We start from the raw sequence: 21901 nt of genomic DNA, 5'->3' as shown, positions 1-21901 counted from the left end.
GAAAACTTATATTATGTTTTATGAGAGTATTATATAAAAAAGGAGATATTTATGTTTAAAATAGTTTCATTTAATTATAAGAGATCTATAAAATTATGATATGTATATCTTATTGCTGCATTTTTTAGCTATGGATGAATCTTTATAGATATTGGTAATTTAATTAGTAATAGTTGATTAGATGTTAGTGAAATAACTTTAATAATTAGAATTAACTATTTAAGTATAGGAAATACTATTATTTTACTTTTCTATATCCTATATTTGTATAAGGACTATAAGAGTGGTCTTTGAAATCATTTTATTAGTTTGAATGTTAAATCAAATAAAATTATTTTTTCTTATCTTTTAAATGGTTTTATTATTTCTTTTGTCAATATATTAATTAATTTTATCTGAGTTATGAGTGCTTATAGTACTAGCATCTCTAGATATGGGTGTTTAAATCTAATAAATGATAGTCTATTTGTTTCTATAACTTATTTATTTTTGTTAGTTACAATTTTATTTATATGCTTTAGATTTTTTCATAAATATAAAGATATTGTTATATTTCTAACAAGTAGTTTATTGATATATTTGGCGATTATAGCACAATTAACTGTTGGACCTATAATGCAAATAGAAAATAATGCTTTGTTAATTATAATATCTTTAATTCCAATATTAAATATATCTATTATGAATAGTATTAATAACTTTTTTTGAGTTGCACTAGCAATGAATTACTTTATTATAATATTGCTTTTAACAATATGAAAAATTAAAGAAGGAAAAAATAGTATGAAAATAAATGTAAATAAAAATATATCTGATAATTTCACTTTAAAAATCGAGAATTTGGAAATAAATGAAAATGAAATAATTGCGATAATGGGAGCAAATGATTCATGAAAGACCTCTTTTTTGGAGTTACTTTCAAATACTTATAAATCAAAAAAAGCGATTCATTTAGATAAAGAATACAGTTATACAATTTTAAAACAAAAAAGTGATTTTGTAAACGTCTCGCTTTTAAATATAGTTGAATTATTTACAAGTTTATCTAAAACAATAAAGAATATTAGTTTAGAAGAGTTATTGAAAGAATATAAACTTATAAACTATAAAAAAACTAGTTATTCCAAATTATCTGAAGAACAAAAACAAAGATTTAAATTTATGTTAATTGAATTTATGCAAACAGATGTTTTAATTTTAGATGAAACATTTAATTTTTTAGATAATGCTTGAAAAAAGAAATTATTAAATAAAGTAATAGAAATGAGTAAAAATTTTAAAATAGTATTTATAATTGATCATGATTTAGAAATTATTAAAAAAATTTGCACTAGACTAATATATTTTAGAGAAGGAAAAATAGTAAAAGATACTAATAATTTAAATTCTATTAAACAATCTGATATTGATGAAATTTTAACTTAAAAAACCTCATAAGAATAACTTATTCTTATGAGGTTTTTTTATCTGAATTTTTCAAGATCAGTGATACTTGGATTTTCTCTTTCCAGATTTCTATTAATTTTGTTATTTTTACAATATTCATCAATTTCATCAGACTTTTGACTTATTTTTGAATTTAGCTCTTCTGAAGATTTAACATTATCATATTCATATTTTAAATTTCTTATCTCATTTTCTAATTTATAAAGTCCTAAAACTATCTTGTGTTTTTCAATTTGCTCTTTTTCACTAAACTTTTTCTCTGGAATTTTTGTAGTTCCAGTAAAATAATCAAGATCAATATGCTTACATCCTATATGATGATAACCTTTAGAGATAGCTTCTTTCATTGTAATATATTGATTATCATACTCTTCAAGTGAAAGTATTTGATTTTCAAAAGGTCTACACAATTCACAACTATCCTCTTCTGGTTGAACATAAACAATAGTTTTTAATCTTAAGGCTTCTTTTTTACCAAATCAATTATAAATACCTAACATAGGTTTATTATTTGGATTTTCCTTTGCTTCTGTTATTTTTTTATCAATTTCAGAATCTATATACTCTTTTGGTTCATTTATCAAATCTGATTTTTCTTTTCTTTTCTTTTTAATTTTATTTCAAGGAATAATAAAATAAAGTATCAAGAGAACAACAATAACTATAAGTATTACTCATCAAGGAAATTTATTCATAATATTAACTAATTATTATGATCATTTAAATGATCATAATAATCCCTTGCTTCTTTTAAATTTATTCTTTGATCTTTTTTACAATTAGTGCAAATACCTTTATAAGAGTCTCTTGTTTCAAAATTTATAGGTTTAGAAAATACAAATTTTTTAAAATCTCAACAGTTTTTACAAAAAGTGAATATTCAATCAGTATCTTTATCAAAATTAAATGCCATAAAATGCCTCCAAAAATAAAAAGAAATGAAATCATTTCTTTTTAGATTTTAAACTATTTTTCAACGATTTTTCTTACAGAATTAGCAACATGTTCAACATCTGGTCCAATAACAATTTGTAAACTTTCATTTCCTAATCGTTTAATTCCATATGTTCCTGCTGATTTTATAAGAGCATCATCAATTTTATTGTTATCTTTTAGTATAAGTCTTAATCTAGTTGCACAATTGTCAATACTTACAAAGTTTTCTTTTCCAATTGCTTGTACTATTTTTTCTGCCATAACTTCATATTTATCAGTTTTTGATGAATTTTCTTTTATAGTTGATAATTTGCTAGCTGTATTTACTTGATTATTTGAAGCAACTTCAACATTTCTACCTGGTGTACTTAGATTCATACCTTTTATTGTAAAGTAGAATACAAAGTAATAAGTAGCTCCTGCTCCTGCGGTTAATACAAGTACTCATAATGGATTTGAAATAATTGAGTCACGAGCATTAGCTAATGCTCAAGATTGAGGTAGAGAAGCCGCATAATCAATAAATCCTGCACTAAATCCAAATCCTATTTGAACTTTCATTGCTGATGTTATTGCCATAAATATTCCTGTTAATCCTGCATGAATTCCCAATAATACAGGTGCAATAAATACAAATGAGAATTCTAATGGTTCTGTAATTCCTGATAAGAATGAAACTCCAGCAACTCCTCCAAGGAATCCAGCTATTTCTTTTCTATTAGCTTTATCAGATGTCATAATCATAGCAACAGCTGCCATTGGCAATCCACCCATCATAATTGGGAAGAATCCTGATTGGAATAACCCTGATGTACTTATTCCTTTAGAAAAAGCATTTATATCTCCCATTACTGTTATTGTTTCACTACCAATAACTGGATTTGAACCAAATCCAGGTGATACAACATTTCCAGTTACTGGCATTTGGAATCAGAAGAATGTATTCATAATTTGATGTAAACCAAATGGAAGCAATAATCTATTTAATACTGCATAAGCTGTTGTTCCTGGAATAGCAACAGCTGGATTGTCTGGATTAGCAACAGCTGTTCCAAAACTAATTAATCCTAATTGAATTCAAGGTCAAATAATTGCAAAAGCAAATGCTGTTGGAATAGATGCTGCTAAAGCAACCATTGGAACAAATCTACGACCTCCAAAGAATGATAAAGCGGTTGGAAGTTTAATTTCTTTTAACCTATTATAAAAATATGCTGAGAGACAACCTGTTACAATCCCTCCAAGAACTCCTGTACTTAATACATAAGTTCCTCCTTTAATAACATCTTTATCTTGCATCACTTTAACATAAAGTAGTTTAGATCATTCTATTCCATCTTTATCTGTAAATGTTAAAGTTTTTCCATAAATCATATTTGGTAAAGTTCCTTCTCCAGTAAGAGCAGAAACTGATAAGTAAAAAATCACTGCAACTAATGCTACTTCACCTCTATGATCTTTTGCAAGTCCAAATGCACAACCAATTGCAAATAACATTGGTAAATTATCAAATGGAATTGATCCTGGTTTTTGAATAATCAATGATATTCAATAACCTACTTGATTAGTAATATTTCCAGCAGCATCTGTTGAATATCCAATACCTAAAGCACCAAATCTATTTAGAATAGCTGCAAAAGGTAAAACAGCAATTGGAAATTGCAAAACTTTTCCCAATTCTTGAAGCATTGTTAAAAATTTGTTTCAACTTCCAGAGTTATTCTCATCTTTAACTTTTTTCGTCTTTAACTTTTTTTCATTAGTTAAATGTATACTTTTATCTTTCATATTCTATTTCCTTTCTATTAATTTCTAAGAAAATTTTACAAAAAAAAAATGGAAAAGTAAAGAAATTTTCCATTTTTTAGTATGAAATTTGAAAAAATATTATTCTTATGCACTATAAAAATATTTTTATATTAAATAATTTCTCCAAGACAAATACCTAAAAATATTAAAGCCATTAAATAACCAACTAATGCTAGTGTAAAAATTCCATAATATTGTCAAAATCTAAATATCTTAAATTTTGTAGAAACTACCTTAAATGATTCTTTTTCTAATTTCTTATTTCTTTTAAAAACTACAAAGAAAATAGTTGAACATATTCCTAATAATAATCCCAATATTCCAAAACCAAATAATGTTCAAAAAGTTCCAGTACTTAAACCTGCTAATAACATATTTATTCCTCTATTCCAAATCTGAAATGATTTCATGGACCAATAAAGTCAATTAATCTTTTTTCACTATCTTTAATAGTACCTATTCAATTATATTTTTCTTGTTTATCTTCAAAATTATCTTTTAGAATAATATGACATTCACCCTTATATTTCGCATCATTATTATTTATAATGACAACATCTCCTCTATTATAAGTTTTTTTTGTATTTTTTACTTCAATAGATTCATTTTTAAATTCAACTCTTGAAAAAGTTGATCTCACAAAATATTCTGTAATATCTCCTCTTCTAAAATGATTAAATTTTAAAATATCTTTTTCAACTTTACTTAATTTATAAAGTGGTTTTACATTTAAAGTTATCTCGTATCTGTCAATACTTGCAAGTTCTTCTAATTCCTCACTTGTTGCGTATGCATTTCCAATTAAAACAAGATTTATTTCATTAGTATAAAACAAAATTTTTGCTTGTTCAGATATAGAAAGATTTCTTTGTTCTTCTAAAGTAGGTAATTCTTTTCAATCAACAGCTGTTGTCATTAGTCCAAAGTGACTTCCCACAAAAGCTGCTGTTGAAAGATTATGTTTTAAATATTTTTGATTTGCTTGCTTAAAATATTCAAAAGGTAATGCAGTATATTCTAAAGGATAAAAGTTATGACATCCACTAAGTCTTTCTCTGATTGGTTTAAAGTCCATAACATTATCAATTAAACTATCATTATTTGACATGTTTAGTTGAATATCTATATCAAATTTATTATGCGTAATATTTGCTATTTCAAAGGGTAAACTAGGAGAATCTAATCTTAAACAATCAATTCCATATTGCTTACATTTTGCTATATCATTGACATTAATTGCTATTAATTCCATTGATTTATATTCAACATCCATTATTGTATAAAAACCAATTTCTTTTGCATATTTAACGCTTTTTAAAACCATTTCTGCTTTTTTCTTATCATCTTTTTGTCCTACAAAATGTAATAAACTTGTAAAAACTACTTCATATCCTAATTTTTTGGCTAAATCCAAATATTGTTTGTCTTTTTCAAAAGTTGATTGCTCAGGATAGATTGATATTCCAATTTTTCTTTTCATAAATTTCCTCACTAATATAATTTTAGCAATAAAAAAATCACTTTAAAAAAGTAATTTTTTTATTATTTTAAATTTCATTTGTATCTCTGAACTTTTTAAATCAATGATATGATTTCTTCAAAAATCTATCTCCACTACCTTTATGATAGTCATCATAATCAACAAAAATCATTCCATAGCGCTTTGACATCTCATTTGAACCTGCAGAAACAACATCAATTGGAGTTCACATAGTATAACCAAATAAATTAACTCCATCTTTGATAGCTTCATTCATTTGTTCAAAATGCTCAGCTAAATACTCTATTCTATAATCATCTTCAACAGTTTTATTCTCATTTAGTTTTTCTAAAACACCAATTCCATTTTCTGAAATAAATAATGGAACATGATATCTATCTCATAACTGATTTAAAACATATCTTAATCCTAATGGATCAATTTGTCACCCTCATTCAGTTGCTCGTAAAAAAGGATTTTTTCCCATTTTCATTAAGTTTCCTTCTGTCATTTCACCTTCTTGTTTTGCTATTGTTGATGACATATAGTAACTAAATGTAATAAATTCTACAGGATTATTTTTTAAAAGTTCTAAGTCTCCTTCTTGCATTTTAATTTCTACTCCCATTTCTTTAAAAATTCTTTTTGAATAACTTGGATATTCTCCTTTAATCATTACATCATAGTAGAAGAATTTTTTCATTTGTTCTTTTCTTTGATTTTCCAAAACATTTATGGGATTACAATCTAATGGATATGTTGTTGCATCAGCAACCATGCATCCAATTTGGATATTTTTGAATTTTTTAGAGTATTCAACAACTTTAGCTTGAGCGATAAATTGATGATGTAATTCTTGATAACTGGAAGCAATTCTTTCCCTTAAACTTTTTGGAGCAACTTCTCCTTCTAAACCCAATGCTGAGAAAAGCACACCAAAATTAATTTCATTAAAAGGTAATCAATATTTTACATATTGATTAAATTCATCAATTATAACTTTTGCATATTTAAAGTACATATCAATTACTTCTCTATTTTTTCATCCATTATATTTTTGAATTATTGGAAATGGTGTATCAAAATGATTCATTGTAACCATAACTTCTAAACCATTTTTTTTGCACTCTTCAAATACATTTCTATAAAACTCTAAACCTTTTTTGTTAGCTTCCTTTTCATCTCCATTTGGAAAAATTCTAGTTCATGCAATTGACATTCTAAATATTTTTAAACCAGCTTCTTTAAATAATTTAATATCTTATTTATATCTATGATAAAAATCATTACCAAATCTTTTTGGGTAGTGTAAACCCTTTTTATTTTCTATGGAATCTAGAAAATCTTGAGTAGTTAAGTTTCGAGTTTTAGAAAGATCTTTTCTATCTTCTAATTCTATGAAGGGAATCATTTCAAGTATAGAAAGAGATTTTCCATCAACATCATATGCTCCTTCTATTTGAGTTGCAGCTGTAGCTCCTCCTCAAAGAAAATCTTTTGGAAATTCTATTTTTTTGCTCATTATATATTTTCTCCATTATTTTTAATTAACTCTTGATATCAAAAGAAACTATCTTTTCTAATTCTTTTCATATCTTTTTCATCAAACTCATCTCTATTTACATAAACAAATCCATAACGCTTTGAAATTCCTTCATGAGTTGAAACTAAATCAATTGCACTTCATGGCATATATCCAATCATTTCTACTCCATCATTAATTGCACTTGCCATTGATGAAATATGTTTTTGATAATATTCAATTCTATAATCATCGTGAATTTTTTCATCATTTGTTAAAACATCTTTTGAACCAATTCCATTTTCAGTAATCATAATAGGTAGTTGATATCTATCTCAAACATCTTTTAATGTATTTTTAAATCCTAAAGGATCAATTTCTCATCCAAATTGAGTTTTATCTAGATTTGGATTTTTAACTGCTTTTCCAACACCAGGAATTATCATTCCCATTTGTTGATCTGATTTACTTTCTAATGATTTTTTATATTCTTCTACAGTTACATCAGCTACTGTCATAGTTGAGTAATAATTGAAAGCAATAAAATCTGGTTTTGAGTTTTTTAATATTTCTTTTTCTTCATTTGTTATTTCAATTTCTTGATTAATAGATTTTAAGAAGTTTTTAAATCAGTTACTATATTCTCCTCTGCAAACTATATCTAAGAAAACTCAATTTCTTATTTGATCAAAATTTAGTTTTGCTTGATAATCTTCAGGTTTACTTGATGCAGGATATACTGAAGATATATTTGGAGCAGGTCCTATTTTTACTTCAGGTAACATTTTTCTACACAATCTAATTGCTCTTGCTTGAGCTACATTTAAATTATGCATAATTTGTCATTTAGTAGCTTTTGATTTTTCTGAAATAACTCCAATAATTTGTCCAGCTAAAGCAAACATATTTAGTTCATTAATTGTTAATCATCACTTAACTCTTGAACCAAAATTTTCAAATAAAACTTTTGAATAATGTTCAAATAATTTTGAAAAATTATGACTGTCTAAGCCTCCAATTTCTTCTATGAAATCAGGTGTATCAAAATGTAACATAGTTACAACAGGCTCAATTTTATTTTTTAATAGTTCATCTATTAAATCACTGTAAAATTTAATACCTTCTTTATTAATATCTCCTTTAGTATTTTTAATTATTCTTGGCCATGAAATTGAAAATCTATAAGATTTAAACCCCATTTCAGCCATCATTGCTACATCTTCTTTTCAATGATTATAATGATCAGATGCAACTTTGAAACCTGTTATTCCTTTAGGATAAGATTCTCGTTCATCGAATCTATCCATTATTGATGGAACTTTTCCACCTTGATTAATAGCTCCTTCTACTTGATAAGCACTAGTTGATGCTCCTCATAGAAAATTTTTTGGAAATTTACTCATTTTTATTTTTCTCCTCATTTAATAAATATAAAGCACCATAACATGCAGCTTTATTTTTCAAAATTGACACATCAAATTTTGATTCAATTTTTTCATTTGAATAAATCAATTTTTCCCCTTAATAAAAATCTTTATGTATTGAGATTTTATTTTTTATCATATTTATAAATTGTTCATTTACACTTATTCCCCCACCAATTGTTACTAAATCAAAATCTAGCATAAAATCAATATTTATAATTAATTTAGCAATATGAGATGTAAATTCATCCATCATTTGCACAACAAGTTCATCATTACTGTTAAATAATTTAAAAAGCATCTCTCCTGAGATTGATTTTCCAGTTTTCATAAAATACTTTAATAATAATGACCCTAAACCAGTGTCTATAGCAACTGTTGAAGGATTATTTTTTTCTAAACTAGAATACATTTTTCCTAATTCTCCAGCTTGAAAATTCTTACCATCAATGACTTTTTTATTTATTATAATTCCTGCTCCAAGAGCTGTACCAATTGTAAGATGAACCATATTAAAAATACTTTTATTTTTTTTAATTCTTTCTTGGTATTCACCAAGTACAGCAGCTTTTGCATCATTTGTTATAATAAATTTATTTAATTTTTTATACTTTTTGAAGTATTTATTTAAATCTAGATCAATATTTGATATAGCTGATTCTGACAATATCTTTTTATTTTTGGCATCTATAATGCCTGGAAAAGATATAGCTAAATTAAATTCTTTATCAAAACTATCTAATACTTTTGATATTTCTTCTAAAACAACTACTAAAGGAGTTTGAATCATTAATTTCTGCTCTTCTGTTTCTTCTTTAATGTAATTTAAATATCGCCTTTCAAATTCTTTGTTATTCTCAAAAATTACACATTTTGTTCCTGTTCCACCAACATCAAAAGTTATATTAAGCATTTACTTTATTTTTCCTTTGCTCTATTTTTAATTCATTTTTTCTTTCATTAATTAAATCTATTAAATTAATATTTGGATTTTTTGATTCTAACAGTCCATAATGAATTTGAACACTATTTAAATTATTGAAAATAATAGGTTGCAATTCTCTTATAATTTTTTGATCTAATACTTTGCTTTTTCTAATATTTTTTCAACATCCTTTTGAATCTGTAAAGCATTTTTATTTAAAAGATTAAAATCAATAGATCTAAACTCTTTTTCTTTTATAATTTCAAGTTCTTTGATTTTTACACTAAAATCTAATGCATTATATTCATTCATTAATAAAGAAGATTTTTCAAATTGTTTTCTTTGAATATATTTTTTACCTTTTGCAATCATTCTCTCTTTCATATTTTCTTCTTTTTGGAGAATAGTATTTATTTTTTCAGATGTAGCTAAATATTTTTGGATATTTTTTTCATTTTTAGTTATATTTTTGCTAAAGTCTTTTGTAAAAATATTTAAGACTTCTTTTTCTACTTCTTTAAGAGTTTTCATTTCTTCTGTATTTAAATTTAATTGTAATTTTGTTAGTAAAATTGTTTTTTCAATTGTTTTTGTTAATAGAGTTTTTTCAGTAATTCTTTCTTTATAAGTTAACATACTAAATAAAATTGCTGTACCTATTGAAACAGCACATGCTAATAAATAGAATGATCCATTTAAAACAGGTGATATTTTTCCAACTCCATTTAAAGTAGGTTCTGAAAAGAATCCAATTGCTTCAAAAACTCCAATTCCTGATGAAGCTCTTTGTGTTACACTCAAAATATTTGCAAAAGCCCCAGCTATAAATGCAGCTGCAATACCTGAAAATAATGGTCTTTTTTTAGGTAAGTTAATTCCATATAATATTGGTTCTGTAATTCCTAGAAATCCAGCAGGTAACATTCCTATACCTTGTTTTCTTAATTTTGCGTTTTGTGTAACTATGATAACACCAATTAATGCTCCAACTTGTGCTCAAACAGAAATTGATCCTGCAATACCATAAGCTGTTTGACCACCATTTGCAATAAGATCTAACATACTGATTATTCCAAGCATCATATGTAAACCAAATATTACAGCAGCTTGTCATAAGGCTACAAATATACCAACTCCAATTCCAAATGGAATTTTACCAACATAAAACATTGAAGCACCAAATAAAGTTTCTACAAAGTTTCAAAGTATTCCATAACCAAAAAAAGCTAGTGGTGCAACAACCAATATTACAATAAAAGGTCTAAACATTAATTCTAAAGCTACAGGTATTACACTTTTTAATCAAGTATCTAGTAATTTTGCAGTATAAATAGCTGCAATAATAACAAATATTTTCGTGTTCATTGCATTTACTTTTATCTTAGTTATTCCATCTAACATAGGATTTCCTGTATCAATTGTTCCTAAATCAAATAAAACAAAATCACTTCCTAAACCCATTGCTCCTCCATCATAAAAAAACATTGGGCAACATAAAATAACTCCTAAAGCAACTCCCATTAATCCTTATAATTTAAAATAATTTGCTGCTGAAACTGCCAATAATATACCCATAAAGAAAGTTGTTGATCTTCCCATTGCATATAATACTGCTCATCCAACAGGTGCTTGAGTTAAAAGAACATCGTTAGGTCCTGAACTTTCAGTAATTTTAAATACAATATTTGGCATAACTCCTACTTGAATTAAAATAGCTATTATTGCTTGTATTAATCCCGCCCCTACCATAATTGGAATAAGTTTTACCATAATACCAGAAAACATTGCTAACATTCTTCTTCCTAAAGGAGTTTTCTTATTTGTAATTCCCAAAGATGTTCTTATAGCACTTATTTCATTATTATTTTTAATAACTTCATCTTTAACTTTATATACATCTTGTCCTATAACAACTTGTAGTTCATTTCCATTTCAAACTACACCTTTTACAAGATTTATTTTTTTAAGCTCCTCTACATTTACTAAATCTCTATTTTTAATAGTAAAACGCAATCTAGTCATACAATTATAAACTTCTCCATAATTAGATTGACTTCCTACGCTTTTATTAATTTGTATTGCTCCTTTTTCATATTTATTCGAAGTATTAAAAAAATCAACAGGATCAATAATTGTTCTTAAATCATTGTTTTCTTTTTCTTCAAATGAATATTCAATTGTACATATTAAATCTCCCTGTTTAACTTTTCCAACTTTTAGGTTTTTAATTTTATACTCATTTAATTCATTAAACTCAAAAACTATTGGAGTTTCAATTGAAAGTTTTTTGTTTTTTATTTTTTCAATATCAACACTAAACAAAATATCATCTTTTGTAACTTTACTTCCAATTTTAAGATTTGTTTCAAAACCTTCTCCATTAAGTGAAACAGTATCCATTCCACAATGAATTAAAAACTGCAATCCTTCAACTTCAAATCCATAAGCATGTTTTGTATCAAAAATCATGGTAACTGTTGCTATATCAAAAAAGCCTTTAAAATTATTTTCTGAAGGTATTATAACTAATCCGTCACCAAGCATACGATCTGCAAACATTGAATCTTTACATTGTTCAATATTTTTTATTTCACCTTCAACTGGCGCGTATAAATTTATTTCCACTTTTCTATCCTCCTTACAGTGATATTTTCCACTTTATAAATAGAAAAGTAACAAATTTTCCATATTAAGAAAGTATTTTACTATATGGAAAGTTCTTGAACAACTTCAAAGATATGCAAGAATAACATTTCTAAACCTATATTTCTATATATTTTTTTTGAATTGTCAAATTCATAATTAATTATTATTTGATCTGTAAAAAAAGTTTTAATTTTTTCTCTTTGTCTTTCAGTTGTTATTAAAAAACTTTTTTGTTTAGGATTATTTTGAATTTCATAAACTGCTAACAATGAATCATTATCTCTTGAACAAAGAATGACCAAATTTATTTCTTCTTCTTTATTTAGCTTCATATCTTTTCTCAACTCATGAGAGATTATTTTAACTACTTTATCTAAAGATGAAAATAATTCAACTATATATTTTGCTGGAATGTTCCCCCCATTTAGGCAACAATTTTTATACAATAATAGAAAAGGATAAAGTATATGGCAAAAAAAGGACAAAAGTTTAGAAAGTGAACTCAAGAAGAAAAAGAAAAAATTATTGAATTAAGTTTGAATGGTTATTCTCTAAAGGAAATAGCATTAAAATTTAACTCAACTACAGGATCAATTGGAACAATAATAAACAAATACAAAAATACAGATATTGGTGATTCAAAAACTCGTTTACCTTATAAAATAGATTACAGTATATCTCAAAAGGCAAATGATCTGTTTGTAGGAATTCTATTTGATTACAATAAGGAATTAATTAAGGAGAATGATATTTTAAAAAAGCAATGAGCCTCCAAGGCCAAAACCAAAAAGAAATAGTTCAACAATTATTGATAAATACCAAGAGCAATAGAACAATGATTTGTAAAATTTTAAATATTAATAGAACATCAACATATAAAAAAAATAAAACTTTAATGAATTTCCTGGATGATACAAGAATTATGAATTTAGTTATTTCAGAAATTGAAAGGAATAATTTCCTTAGTGCTTATAGTGCTAAAAGATGAGCCCTATATTTTAAATTAAATTATATTGACCCTTTCAGAATTAATCATAAAAAATTAGAACGTATATTTAAAAAATTTAATCATATTGCATATTACATTAAGAAACAATCTAAACATGAGATTAAAAGATATAACGAAACTATTAGAAAGAATTATTTAAAAGAAGCAAAAGAAATTGGTTTTGAAAATATTTGAACTAGTGATATAACTGAATTTTCAGTTAAAACAAAAAAAGGTTATATTTGCACAGTTCAAGATAATTTAACTGGAGAAATAATAGGAAAATCTAAAAGAATTGATAATCAAAAAACAGATTTTGTTCTTGAAGCTGTAGAAATGGCATATAAAAATAAAAAATATTTAGGTTCAATATTATTACATTCAGATAATGGAAATCAATATACCTCTCTGGATTACATAAGTTTATAAATTGATTTTCAAATTATTAGAAGCTATTCAAAACCAGGAACACCTCATCATAATGGTAAACATGAAAGTTTTCATGGTCGTTTAAAAGATGAAACTATAAGAACATGTCATATTGAAAACATTAATCAATGTATGGAAATAGCATGAGCATGATTGGACTTTTATAATAATGATAGAATTAGAATGAATAAAAAATGATAAAAAAAAAAAAAAAACTTTCCCAATTTGGGGGGAACGTTGCTGCATGTCTAACTTGATAAGAAACATAAACATTTATTATTTCTTTATTTTTAATTTCCTTTGCTATAGTTTTTACAAATTTTTCATTTTTCATTATTCATTTAGAAAGCTGATCAAATTTTTCAATTGTTGATATTTCTAAATTTTTTTTATCTCATCCATAATGACTATATTCATTTTTTAAATTAAATAATAACTCTCTATATCCTGAATATCCAATTTTTTTGGCAAATTTAGTTATTTGTGAAACTGAAACATAACAAGAATTTGCAAGATCTTCTTGATTATAAAATATACCTTTAAAAAATTTAGATACTATTTCTTTTGAAATTATTTTATAACTTGTATTTTCAATATTTTTAGTCATTCTCTCTAATTTTTCTAACACTGATTCCATTATTCTTTACCCTTTTCTTATTCACTTAAATTATAGTTTTTATTATTAAAATATTAATTAAAAAAAAAAAAAAAAATGCTTTTATGATAATTTTTTTTAATTATTTAATTTTATATTTAATAAAATATTTCTATTAGTTTTATTTACAATTTTCTAATGCAAATTTTAAAACTTTCTCACCATTTGCTTTTCCATAATCTTCTTTATCAATTACAAAAACTGGTGTTTCAAAATATGTTTTTACTTCATCAAGTTCATATGCAACTTGTGGACCTAATAAGACTATATCTCAATCATTTCCATTAAGTTTAGCTTCGTTTGTTGATACTGCTTTAATTTCTACATTAATATCTTCTTCAAAAGCATAATTTTGCATATTTTTCACTAAAATAGATGTGCTCATTCCTGCATTACATGCTAAAAGTACTTTTTTATTCATTCTTTTAATTCCTCTCAAATAAACTAAATTGGTGAAGTTTTTAAATTACTATTTAATTTTACTATATTTTCATCTGATATATTTTTGTTTTGAGCAAACTTATTTAAAAGTTCACGTTGTTCTATTTTATTTGCAAGCATAACAAATGGTGAATACATAGTAATTAAAATTCCTAAATTAATTAATGCTACAAGACCACCCATTAAGCTTTTTGTCGTCAATATTCCCCCAATTACTGGAGGTGTTGTTCAAGGAACAATAACACTAGAGTGAGGCATCATTCCTAGAGTAGTTGCTAAATAAGCAAAAATACCTGCTAATAGTGGTCCAAATATAAATGGTACAGCAAAGATTGGATTAAGAACAATTGGTAATCCAAATAATAATGGTTCATTAATACAAAATATTGCTGGTATTAATGTAACTTTAGCCATTGTTCTATAATCGCCACGTTTAGAAAAAATGAAAATAGCTATAATTAAACCAATCGTTCCTCCAGTTCCTCCCATAAATAAGAAGTTATTCATAAAAGGGTTTGTAAATACATATTGAGGATTGGTTCCATCAGCAAGTGCTTGTTGATTTTGAATTAAACCATCTAATTGTATTGGTTCCACAATTGGTGACAAGATTCCACTTGCATGAATTCCCATGAATCACAAGACTTGTCATAAAAAGACAATAGAGATCATTCCTCCAAATCCTGATACTGCATTTACAAGAGGTTTTTGTATTGCAACAGTGATTAAACCATTAATGTCTATAAATGTTACTTTATTTTTTCCAATATTTATTTCTCCAACGCTTTGTCCTATTCAAGTAATTGAAAAAGCAGTGATTCCAAAAACTATAGCTGTAATTGCATAAGGAATTAAAATATTAAATGATTTTGCAACTCCATCTGGAACTGAATCTGGCATTTTTATTTTTAGCTTTTGATTTTTTGAAAGTTGACCAAATAAAATAGTTGAAAAAATACCAATAAGCATTGCTGTAAACATTCCTGTATTTCCAAAAACTGCTAGATTTGTTCAAAATGATGGATTCATAATTAAAAATGATACAAATGCCATAATTGCAGCTGCTCATTGATTAACTTTATAATATGGAGCTAAATGATATGCAATTGCTCCAGCTAATAAAAATCCGAAAAAAGCATAAGTTCCATTTCATATATAAGAACCAATTGTTTTAAATTTTTCTAAAATTGCAAGTTGATCTGCTGTTAGATAAAATAGGTTAAATAATCCCCCATTTCCTGCTCCTAAAATAATATTGTTTATTAAAATAAATACAGCTCCAACAATCACTAGAGGCATTAATGAGAAAAAACCATTTTTTATAGCTACCATAAATTTTCAATTTGATAATTTACCTGATGCTCAAGTAATTTTATCAATTGATGTTTTAATAGTTATTAAATCTGCTTTACCTGCATTATATCTAATTAATAGTTTTTGATTATTTATTTTACTTTTTTCTTGAGAAACTTTATTTTCATAATTTACTTTTAAATCATTAATTTTTAAAGATAATTCATAAACTGTTTGATCGATTTCTGTTTTTAAAGGCTTAAGCTTTTTTTTATGACCTAATTTTGAAAGAAGATAATGAACGTTCTCTGTAGTTTTATTTTCATTTTTTCATTGCTCTATTAAAATGTTATATTGTTTAAAATATTCAGCTTTTAATTGCTGTTTTTCAATTTTAAATTGTTTTTTAATTTCTTGAAGTTCTAATCTTAATTTTAAATCTTCTTCTTTAATTTGCTCTCTTTTATTATTTCAATTTATTTTAATTTGAATTTTAGATTCTTTATTTTGTTTAACTATTTCATCTAATTCAATTTTTAAAGATTTAATTTTTCCTTTAACTTCTTGAATACTATTTTCACTTTTTTGAAGTCTTAACTCTTTTTTTTGTGCATATTCTTCTTTTAAATTTGCAATGTTAGAATTGTAGTCATCATATATTTTATTAATGTCTGCTTTCTTATATTTAGCGTTTAATAAATCAATATTAAAATTTGCTGATAGCTCTTTTTCTTTTTCTTTTCTAATTTTATTGAAAGTTGATGAGATTTCTTTATGCTTAATTTTTTTAAGATGAAGTTCATTTTTTAATTCAAAAATTTCTTTTTTTACTTTTTTAATTCTTTGTTTACTTGATTTAATTGAATTTGAAGCATCAAATATATCGGGGTATTTTTCATATTTAAGCATACTTATACATTACCTCCCGAGATATCTTTAAATCCATAATTATAAATTCTTGTTACTTGCTCGTTGTTCATTTTAGCAGATACTTCTATTGCAGAAATGGTTCTTAGTTTTTTTGTTGAACTTATTTTATCAGTATCTTCAAAAGTAATTATTCCGCTATTAGGATCATTAATTAAGTTATTTTCTTTAAATCAGTACCCTTCATATTGTCTAATATCTTCTTGTCCAAGTTGACCAACACTAATATAATCAACTAATCTTTGATCAAATTTAATTTTTGTCAAAGTAGGACCATGACTTTTTGCTTTACCTTTATTTACTATTTTAAACATAGGAACAAATCATCCATTTTCAATATATTTATTCATATAGTCAACATTTTTCATGTATTCGTCAGTTTCATTCAAAATACTTAAATTATTTTTATAAAATGCCTTAGTATATTCTAAATTATTTTTTAAAACAGCAAATCTAGCAGTATTTACTTGAAATTCAGGTTTTATAATTTCATCACCAAAATATTCTAGTAAATTTTTTTCTGAATCATAACTAATTTCAGTGGATGCACTACCATATTCTCCTTTATCATCAATTACATAATAATAGTAGGCATTTCCATCTTCATTGTTTTTATCAAATTTTGGAACTAATTTATCAAAATAAGCACTGGCTTCTTTAAATAGTTCCAATGATGCATCTGTAATTTTTTTTAACATACCTTCATTATTAGTAACAATAGCTTCATTAATCGATAAAGATAATGTTGACATTATTTGTCCATTTTCAGTTGTACTACATTCGCTATCTTTAACTTCAACACATTCTCTTGCAATATTATAATAACTAAGATCAGTTAAAGACTCTATATCTTTTCTCAAAATATCTTTAAAAGCTAAAGACCAAGTTCCATTACACGAAATTACTTGACTAGATAAAAAGATTGGAGAAGCTGTCAAAGACATTATGCTAAATAAAGATAATATTTTTTTCATGTAAAAACTCCTTTACATTTATTTTATAATAATTCCTTAAAAAAAATAAAAGAAATAAATATACATCATTTATTTCTTTTATTTCTTATTTATATATTATTTTATACATTTCAATCATTTCTTTACCTAAATCAATTATAGCTTGAGTTGTAAGCATTTGATCTTCTGCGTGTAAAAAAATTAGTTTCAGATCAAGATTTTCTCCATTTGCTTCTCTTGCAACTATGTCAAAATGTAAATTATGTGCTTTATTCATTTCCAATTCAGCTAATTTAATTAATTCTTTTGATTTATCAAAATCTTTTTCTTTTGCTGCTCTAATAGCGAGTATTGCATTTGATTTTGAACTTCCTATGCAAGAAATCATTTCCATTGATATTTGATTTCAATTAATTTCACTCATACTTTTTTAACCTCTATTTCATTAAACCTAGTGTATATAGTTTTTTAAAATGACCCTCTTTTTCTTTTAATTCATTAAAGTTACCTTTTTGAGCAATCCCATTTTTGTCTAGAACAATGATTTCATCTACATTTATAATTGTGCTTAATTTATGTGCTATTACAACAGTGGTTCTTCCCAACATTAATTTATTCAGCTCTAATTGAATTTCTTTTTCAACTACATTATCTAAAGCACTTGTAGCTTCATCAAGAATTAATAATTGTGGATCTTTTAAGAAAATCCGTGCAATTACTAAACGTTGTTTTTGTCCCCCACTTAGCATGAATCCTCGTTCTCCTAAAATTGTATCATAGCCCATTGGTAGTTTTTTTATGTAATTGTGGATCTTGGCTTTCTTAGCTGCTTCAATTGCTTGTTCATCTGTTTTGTCAAAAAATGGATATTTTAAATTGTCCATAACTGTTCCATAAAGTATTTGTGGTTCTTGTTCGACATATCCAACTTTATCTAAATAGTCATTATGATCTATTTTTTGTATATTTTTACCATTTATTAAAAGTTCACCTGTTGTAACATCATAAAATCTTAATAATAATTTTGCTATTGTTGACTTTCCAACACCAGTTTCTCCAACAAAAGCATAGCTTTTATTTTTCTCAAAATTTAAGCTAATTTCTGCCAATATTTGTTTTTTTGGTGATTCAGGATAATTAAAAGTTACTTTATTAAAAGTAATATTTTTAATATCTCCAATTTTTTCTGGATTATCAATAAATTTCAACAATGAATTTGAGTTATAAATATAGTTAAGTCTCATAACACAATTTGATAATCTAGTTAAACCTCTCATTCATATTGGCAATGTCAATAATGCATATAAGACATTGTTTGTAGCTGATGTAAATGCTACAAGTAAATTTGAAAGTTCTTCAGGTTTCAATGAATTACTATATAAGCCAATAGCTGAAATAATTGTGACAATTGGTAAAGCTCAAGCAAAAGTATAAGAAAAAAATGATAAAAGTGATTGTAATCAAATAGCTTTACTTAGTTTTTGATCATACTTTTCATGCAACTTTTTATTTCTAACAGTTTCTCTACTTTCAGAAGCATTAGCTTTAATTGCTCTAATATTTATTAATCTATCTGTAATATCTGCATCAATTGCTTGTTTAACATCAAAAGCAATAATTATTGCTCTTCTATAATATATAAAAATAGTTCAAATTATTATTACTAAAAGAACAAAAATACCTATAACAATTAGAGTAAGAGTAACATCAATTGAAATCATAAAAAATATCATTGTTATAAAACTGATGCTACTAAAAAGTAAGTTTAATAAAAAATCATTAAATGCATCACCTGATCCTTGACTGTCGTTTATTACTCTAGTCATTATTAATCCTATTTGATTTTTTGAATAATAACTAATATCAATATCAACTAATTTTTTAAGTGCTTTTATTCTTAAATAAATTTCTACTCTTTTTGCAAACATAGCTGCATAGATATTTGTTAAGTAATCAAATAATATAATTGCAAGAAGCAGAACTATGCCTACATAAATTCAACTAATTCAGCTCATTGTAAATCATAAAAAATGATTTGCTTGTAAACCTTGGCTTGTAACATTTTTTGTCATTTGACTTACAACAATAGTCATTGAAGAATATAAAATTGCATCAATTATTGTAAAAATTAAATAACCTGTAAATGTTTTAGGATTTTTTTTAATTGCCTCTCCAATCATTTTAAATGAGTCGAAAAATTTCTTTGCTGAAAAAGCTTTTTCACTTTTAAATTTTTTCTCCTTCATAAATTACCCCCAAAAAAATAAAAAACCGTTAGGTTTTTGAATGTTAATATCTTTTAAAAAATATGAGATCCTGTATAATTAAGACCTGTTCCAATTAAAAGTAGTGCTATATTTATTATAAATAAACTTAAATGAAATTTTCAAGTTCCTTTTATAATTGTACCATAACTTGTTCTACCAATTTGTGCTGCTCCAACAACAATTCCAGAAGCTGGAGAAACCATATTTGCCATTCCATTAGCATATGCAAATGCTGTTATACTTCCAGAAATCATATTTGTTCCAGTTGAACCTATACTTATTGAACCTGCTAATGGTCCTCAAACAGGAAATACTGCACTTGAAAAACCTGAAGTTGAAGGTAAAGCAAACGACATAGGTATAAACAATAAGAAAGTTATAATAATAAATAAAAATGGATTCATATTACCTATATTTGAATTTTTGATTCCTGCTAACATAAGTGCTTGAATACCTGTTTCTTTTAAAAGATAAGTAATAGCTCCTGCAATTGAAATAATAAATGCAACTCCTATCATATCTTTTGCACCAGCAAGAAGATCTTCAATGAAAGTTTCTTCTCCTTCTCAATTTAAAATAGCTACTATTAATGAACCTATTAAAAAGAAACCAGCAACTATGAACATATCGCCATATCCCATACCAGGAACTAAACCTGTTAAAAAAGGAATATATTTGTTAACTCAATTTCCAAAATCCTTCATGGCAGTTGTTTTAAACAATTCATCTCAAGGAAATAGATATGCAATCATTATTAAAAACATTACTAAAAAAATTACACTGATTGTTATTCTTTTTTTAGTTAAAGCAACTTCGTTAATTTGTTCTTTTAAAAAGAATTTTTTATCCTCTTCTAATGTTGAAAATGTATATGAAAGCTGAGGATTTTTTTTAACATTTCTTGCATAAAACATTATTCACCCTGAAGTAAATCCTGTTACAAGAACTCAAGCTATTAATCTAAAAATTAAACCATCCATTGCTTGAGAATTTGCAGCATCTGCTGCTGTAAAAATTAAGAAAGGATCAAATGTTGCCAACATGGGACCAATTCCCCCACCAAGTAATACTGTTATTAATGCTGTGAAAACATCAAAACCTGCTACTAACATTAATGGAATAACTATCATATGAAATCCCAAAGCTTCTTCTGCCATTCCATATGCAGAACCACAAAAACTTAAAAATATAACAATAATTGGAATTGCTCAGATTGTCTTATCTTTAAATTTTCACGCTATTTTTTGAGTCAACGCATCTAGTGATTTTGACTTCATTACTATATAAATAAATGCTCCAATTGATAAAACAAATACAATAATTTCTACTTTATCTTCAAATCCTTTAAATATAGATACAAATAAATCTACAATTCCAATACCTGTAATTACAGTTGGAACTGATGGGTCTGTTTCGTTTTTTCCCGGTTTATTATAAGTTACTCCTGAATAATACAATATTCAAGATGTTATCATTATCATTATCAATACTGCAAAAAGTATCGTAAATGAGGTGGGTATTTTAAATTTAAATTTCTTTTTAAATTTAGGTTCTTTATTATTCATTTTTTTAGTCTCTCATTCTAATTGTTAATTTTTTTTATATTAAGTTTAAGTTTTCCTATATTATTTATTATTTGTATTTATTATTTAAATTTTTAAAAATAAGTATTATTGTAATTGTAATCAAAAAATCAATAGTTAATAAAACTACTTGCGTTTGCCCCTACTGATTTGCTTGATTGTTAATCTCATAAAATA

Annotated in this window: 22 protein-coding genes and 1 pseudogene; 4 read left to right on the top strand and 19 right to left on the bottom strand. The window is 25.4% G+C overall.

Features of this window, described 5'->3' with window-relative positions; genetic code table 4:
- Positions 1 to 51: 51 nt before the first annotated feature.
- Positions 52 to 1425 (top strand): ATP-binding cassette domain-containing protein, encoded by a 1374-nt coding sequence (locus SFLOR_RS01405; RefSeq protein ID WP_100916312.1) that lies wholly within the window; start codon positions 52 to 54, stop codon positions 1423 to 1425.
- A 38-nt stretch (positions 1426 to 1463) separates the two neighbouring features.
- On the opposite strand, the gene SFLOR_RS01400 is transcribed toward SFLOR_RS01405, so the two are convergent.
- The 12 genes and pseudogenes from SFLOR_RS01400 to SFLOR_RS01350 all read right to left on the bottom strand — a co-directional run bounded on the left by SFLOR_RS01400 (position 1464) and on the right by SFLOR_RS01350 (position 12520).
- A complete protein-coding gene (locus SFLOR_RS01400) occupies positions 1464 to 2141 on the bottom strand; it encodes a phage minor capsid protein (RefSeq protein WP_100916311.1) in 678 nt (225 codons plus the stop codon).
- An 8-nt stretch (positions 2142 to 2149) separates the two neighbouring features.
- Positions 2150 to 2359, bottom strand: a complete 210-nt coding sequence (locus SFLOR_RS01395; RefSeq protein WP_100916310.1) for a hypothetical protein — start codon at positions 2357 to 2359, stop codon at positions 2150 to 2152.
- Between the two features lie 53 nt (positions 2360 to 2412).
- Complete coding sequence (locus tag SFLOR_RS01390) at positions 2413 to 4170, bottom strand: PTS transporter subunit EIIC (RefSeq protein WP_100916309.1); 1758 nt, start codon at positions 4168 to 4170, stop codon at positions 2413 to 2415.
- Positions 4171 to 4301: 131 nt separating this feature from the next.
- On the bottom strand, positions 4302 to 4565 hold the full coding sequence (locus SFLOR_RS01385) for a hypothetical protein (protein ID WP_100916308.1): 264 nt from the start codon (positions 4563 to 4565) through the stop codon (positions 4302 to 4304).
- A gap of 2 nt (positions 4566 to 4567) precedes the next feature.
- The gene (locus SFLOR_RS01380) at positions 4568 to 5671 is read right to left on the bottom strand and encodes a MupG family TIM beta-alpha barrel fold protein (RefSeq protein ID WP_100916307.1); all 1104 of its coding nucleotides are present in this window, start codon (positions 5669 to 5671) and stop codon (positions 4568 to 4570) included.
- A gap of 67 nt (positions 5672 to 5738) precedes the next feature.
- Positions 5739 to 7193: pseudogene (locus tag SFLOR_RS01375) on the bottom strand (glycoside hydrolase family 1 protein).
- Positions 7193 to 8596, bottom strand: coding sequence for a glycoside hydrolase family 1 protein (locus tag SFLOR_RS01370; RefSeq protein WP_100916306.1), 1404 nt, complete (start codon positions 8594 to 8596; stop codon positions 7193 to 7195). The pseudogene SFLOR_RS01375 and the gene SFLOR_RS01370 overlap by 1 nt, the downstream one beginning before the upstream one ends.
- A gap of 118 nt (positions 8597 to 8714) precedes the next feature.
- Positions 8715 to 9530 (bottom strand): ROK family protein, encoded by an 816-nt coding sequence (locus SFLOR_RS01365; RefSeq protein ID WP_100916305.1) that lies wholly within the window; start codon positions 9528 to 9530, stop codon positions 8715 to 8717.
- Positions 9523 to 9675: a hypothetical protein gene (locus SFLOR_RS05845; RefSeq protein ID WP_157806918.1), complete on the bottom strand. Its 153-nt coding sequence runs from the start codon at positions 9673 to 9675 to the stop codon at positions 9523 to 9525. The genes SFLOR_RS01365 and SFLOR_RS05845 overlap by 8 nt, the downstream gene beginning before the upstream one ends.
- A gap of 20 nt (positions 9676 to 9695) precedes the next feature.
- Positions 9696 to 11063 carry a PTS sugar transporter subunit IIC gene (locus SFLOR_RS01360; RefSeq protein WP_100916304.1) on the bottom strand — a complete coding sequence of 456 codons (1368 nt, stop codon included), beginning with the start codon at positions 11061 to 11063 and terminating at the stop codon, positions 9696 to 9698.
- Between the two features lie 6 nt (positions 11064 to 11069).
- Positions 11070 to 12167, bottom strand: coding sequence for a PTS glucose transporter subunit IIABC (locus SFLOR_RS01355; RefSeq protein ID WP_100916303.1), 1098 nt, complete (start codon positions 12165 to 12167; stop codon positions 11070 to 11072).
- Between the two features lie 80 nt (positions 12168 to 12247).
- Complete coding sequence (locus tag SFLOR_RS01350; RefSeq protein ID WP_100916302.1) at positions 12248 to 12520, bottom strand: hypothetical protein; 273 nt, start codon at positions 12518 to 12520, stop codon at positions 12248 to 12250.
- Between the two features lie 135 nt (positions 12521 to 12655).
- Between SFLOR_RS01350 and SFLOR_RS01345 the strand changes: the two genes are divergently transcribed.
- Genes SFLOR_RS01345 through SFLOR_RS06140 form a run of 3 tightly spaced genes read left to right on the top strand, consistent with a single transcriptional unit; the run spans position 12656 to position 13806 of the window.
- Positions 12656 to 12985 carry a hypothetical protein gene (locus SFLOR_RS01345; protein WP_100916301.1) on the top strand — a complete coding sequence of 110 codons (330 nt, stop codon included), beginning with the start codon at positions 12656 to 12658 and terminating at the stop codon, positions 12983 to 12985.
- Positions 12952 to 13605, top strand: coding sequence for a DDE-type integrase/transposase/recombinase (locus SFLOR_RS01340; RefSeq protein ID WP_157806917.1), 654 nt, complete (start codon positions 12952 to 12954; stop codon positions 13603 to 13605). Before SFLOR_RS01345 ends, SFLOR_RS01340 begins: the two co-directional genes overlap by 34 nt.
- Positions 13606 to 13806: an integrase core domain-containing protein gene (locus SFLOR_RS06140; RefSeq protein ID WP_100917128.1), complete on the top strand. Its 201-nt coding sequence runs from the start codon at positions 13606 to 13608 to the stop codon at positions 13804 to 13806. It begins immediately after the preceding gene.
- Here SFLOR_RS06140 and SFLOR_RS01330 read toward each other — a convergent pair.
- From SFLOR_RS01330 to SFLOR_RS01300, 7 genes are all read right to left on the bottom strand, one after another.
- Complete coding sequence (locus SFLOR_RS01330; RefSeq protein WP_100916299.1) at positions 13784 to 14242, bottom strand: MurR/RpiR family transcriptional regulator; 459 nt, start codon at positions 14240 to 14242, stop codon at positions 13784 to 13786. The genes SFLOR_RS06140 and SFLOR_RS01330 overlap by 23 nt on opposite strands.
- Before the next feature lie 139 nt (positions 14243 to 14381).
- Positions 14382 to 14681: a PTS sugar transporter subunit IIB gene (locus SFLOR_RS01325; RefSeq protein WP_100916298.1), complete on the bottom strand. Its 300-nt coding sequence runs from the start codon at positions 14679 to 14681 to the stop codon at positions 14382 to 14384.
- 23 nt (positions 14682 to 14704) lie between these two features.
- On the bottom strand, positions 14705 to 16903 hold the full coding sequence (locus tag SFLOR_RS01320; protein ID WP_100916297.1) for a PTS transporter subunit EIIC: 2199 nt from the start codon (positions 16901 to 16903) through the stop codon (positions 14705 to 14707).
- 2 nt (positions 16904 to 16905) lie between these two features.
- Entirely contained in the window at positions 16906 to 17895 is a 990-nt protein-coding gene (locus tag SFLOR_RS01315; protein WP_100916296.1) for a hypothetical protein, read from the bottom strand.
- Positions 17896 to 17980: 85 nt separating this feature from the next.
- The gene (locus tag SFLOR_RS01310) at positions 17981 to 18298 is read right to left on the bottom strand and encodes a PTS sugar transporter subunit IIA (protein ID WP_100916295.1); all 318 of its coding nucleotides are present in this window, start codon (positions 18296 to 18298) and stop codon (positions 17981 to 17983) included.
- 13 nt (positions 18299 to 18311) lie between these two features.
- Complete coding sequence (locus tag SFLOR_RS01305; RefSeq protein ID WP_100916294.1) at positions 18312 to 20120, bottom strand: ABC transporter ATP-binding protein; 1809 nt, start codon at positions 20118 to 20120, stop codon at positions 18312 to 18314.
- Between the two features lie 53 nt (positions 20121 to 20173).
- Complete coding sequence (locus SFLOR_RS01300) at positions 20174 to 21706, bottom strand: YfcC family protein (protein WP_100916293.1); 1533 nt, start codon at positions 21704 to 21706, stop codon at positions 20174 to 20176.
- Between the last annotated feature and the right edge of the window lie 195 nt (positions 21707 to 21901).

The sequence above is a fragment of the Spiroplasma floricola 23-6 genome, assembly GCF_002813555.1.
Classification (GTDB): domain Bacteria; phylum Bacillota_I; class Bacilli_A; order Mycoplasmatales; family Mycoplasmataceae; genus Spiroplasma_A; species Spiroplasma_A floricola.
Note: the sequence above shows the minus strand (reverse complement) of the source record. Positions and strands in the feature narration are given on the sequence as shown.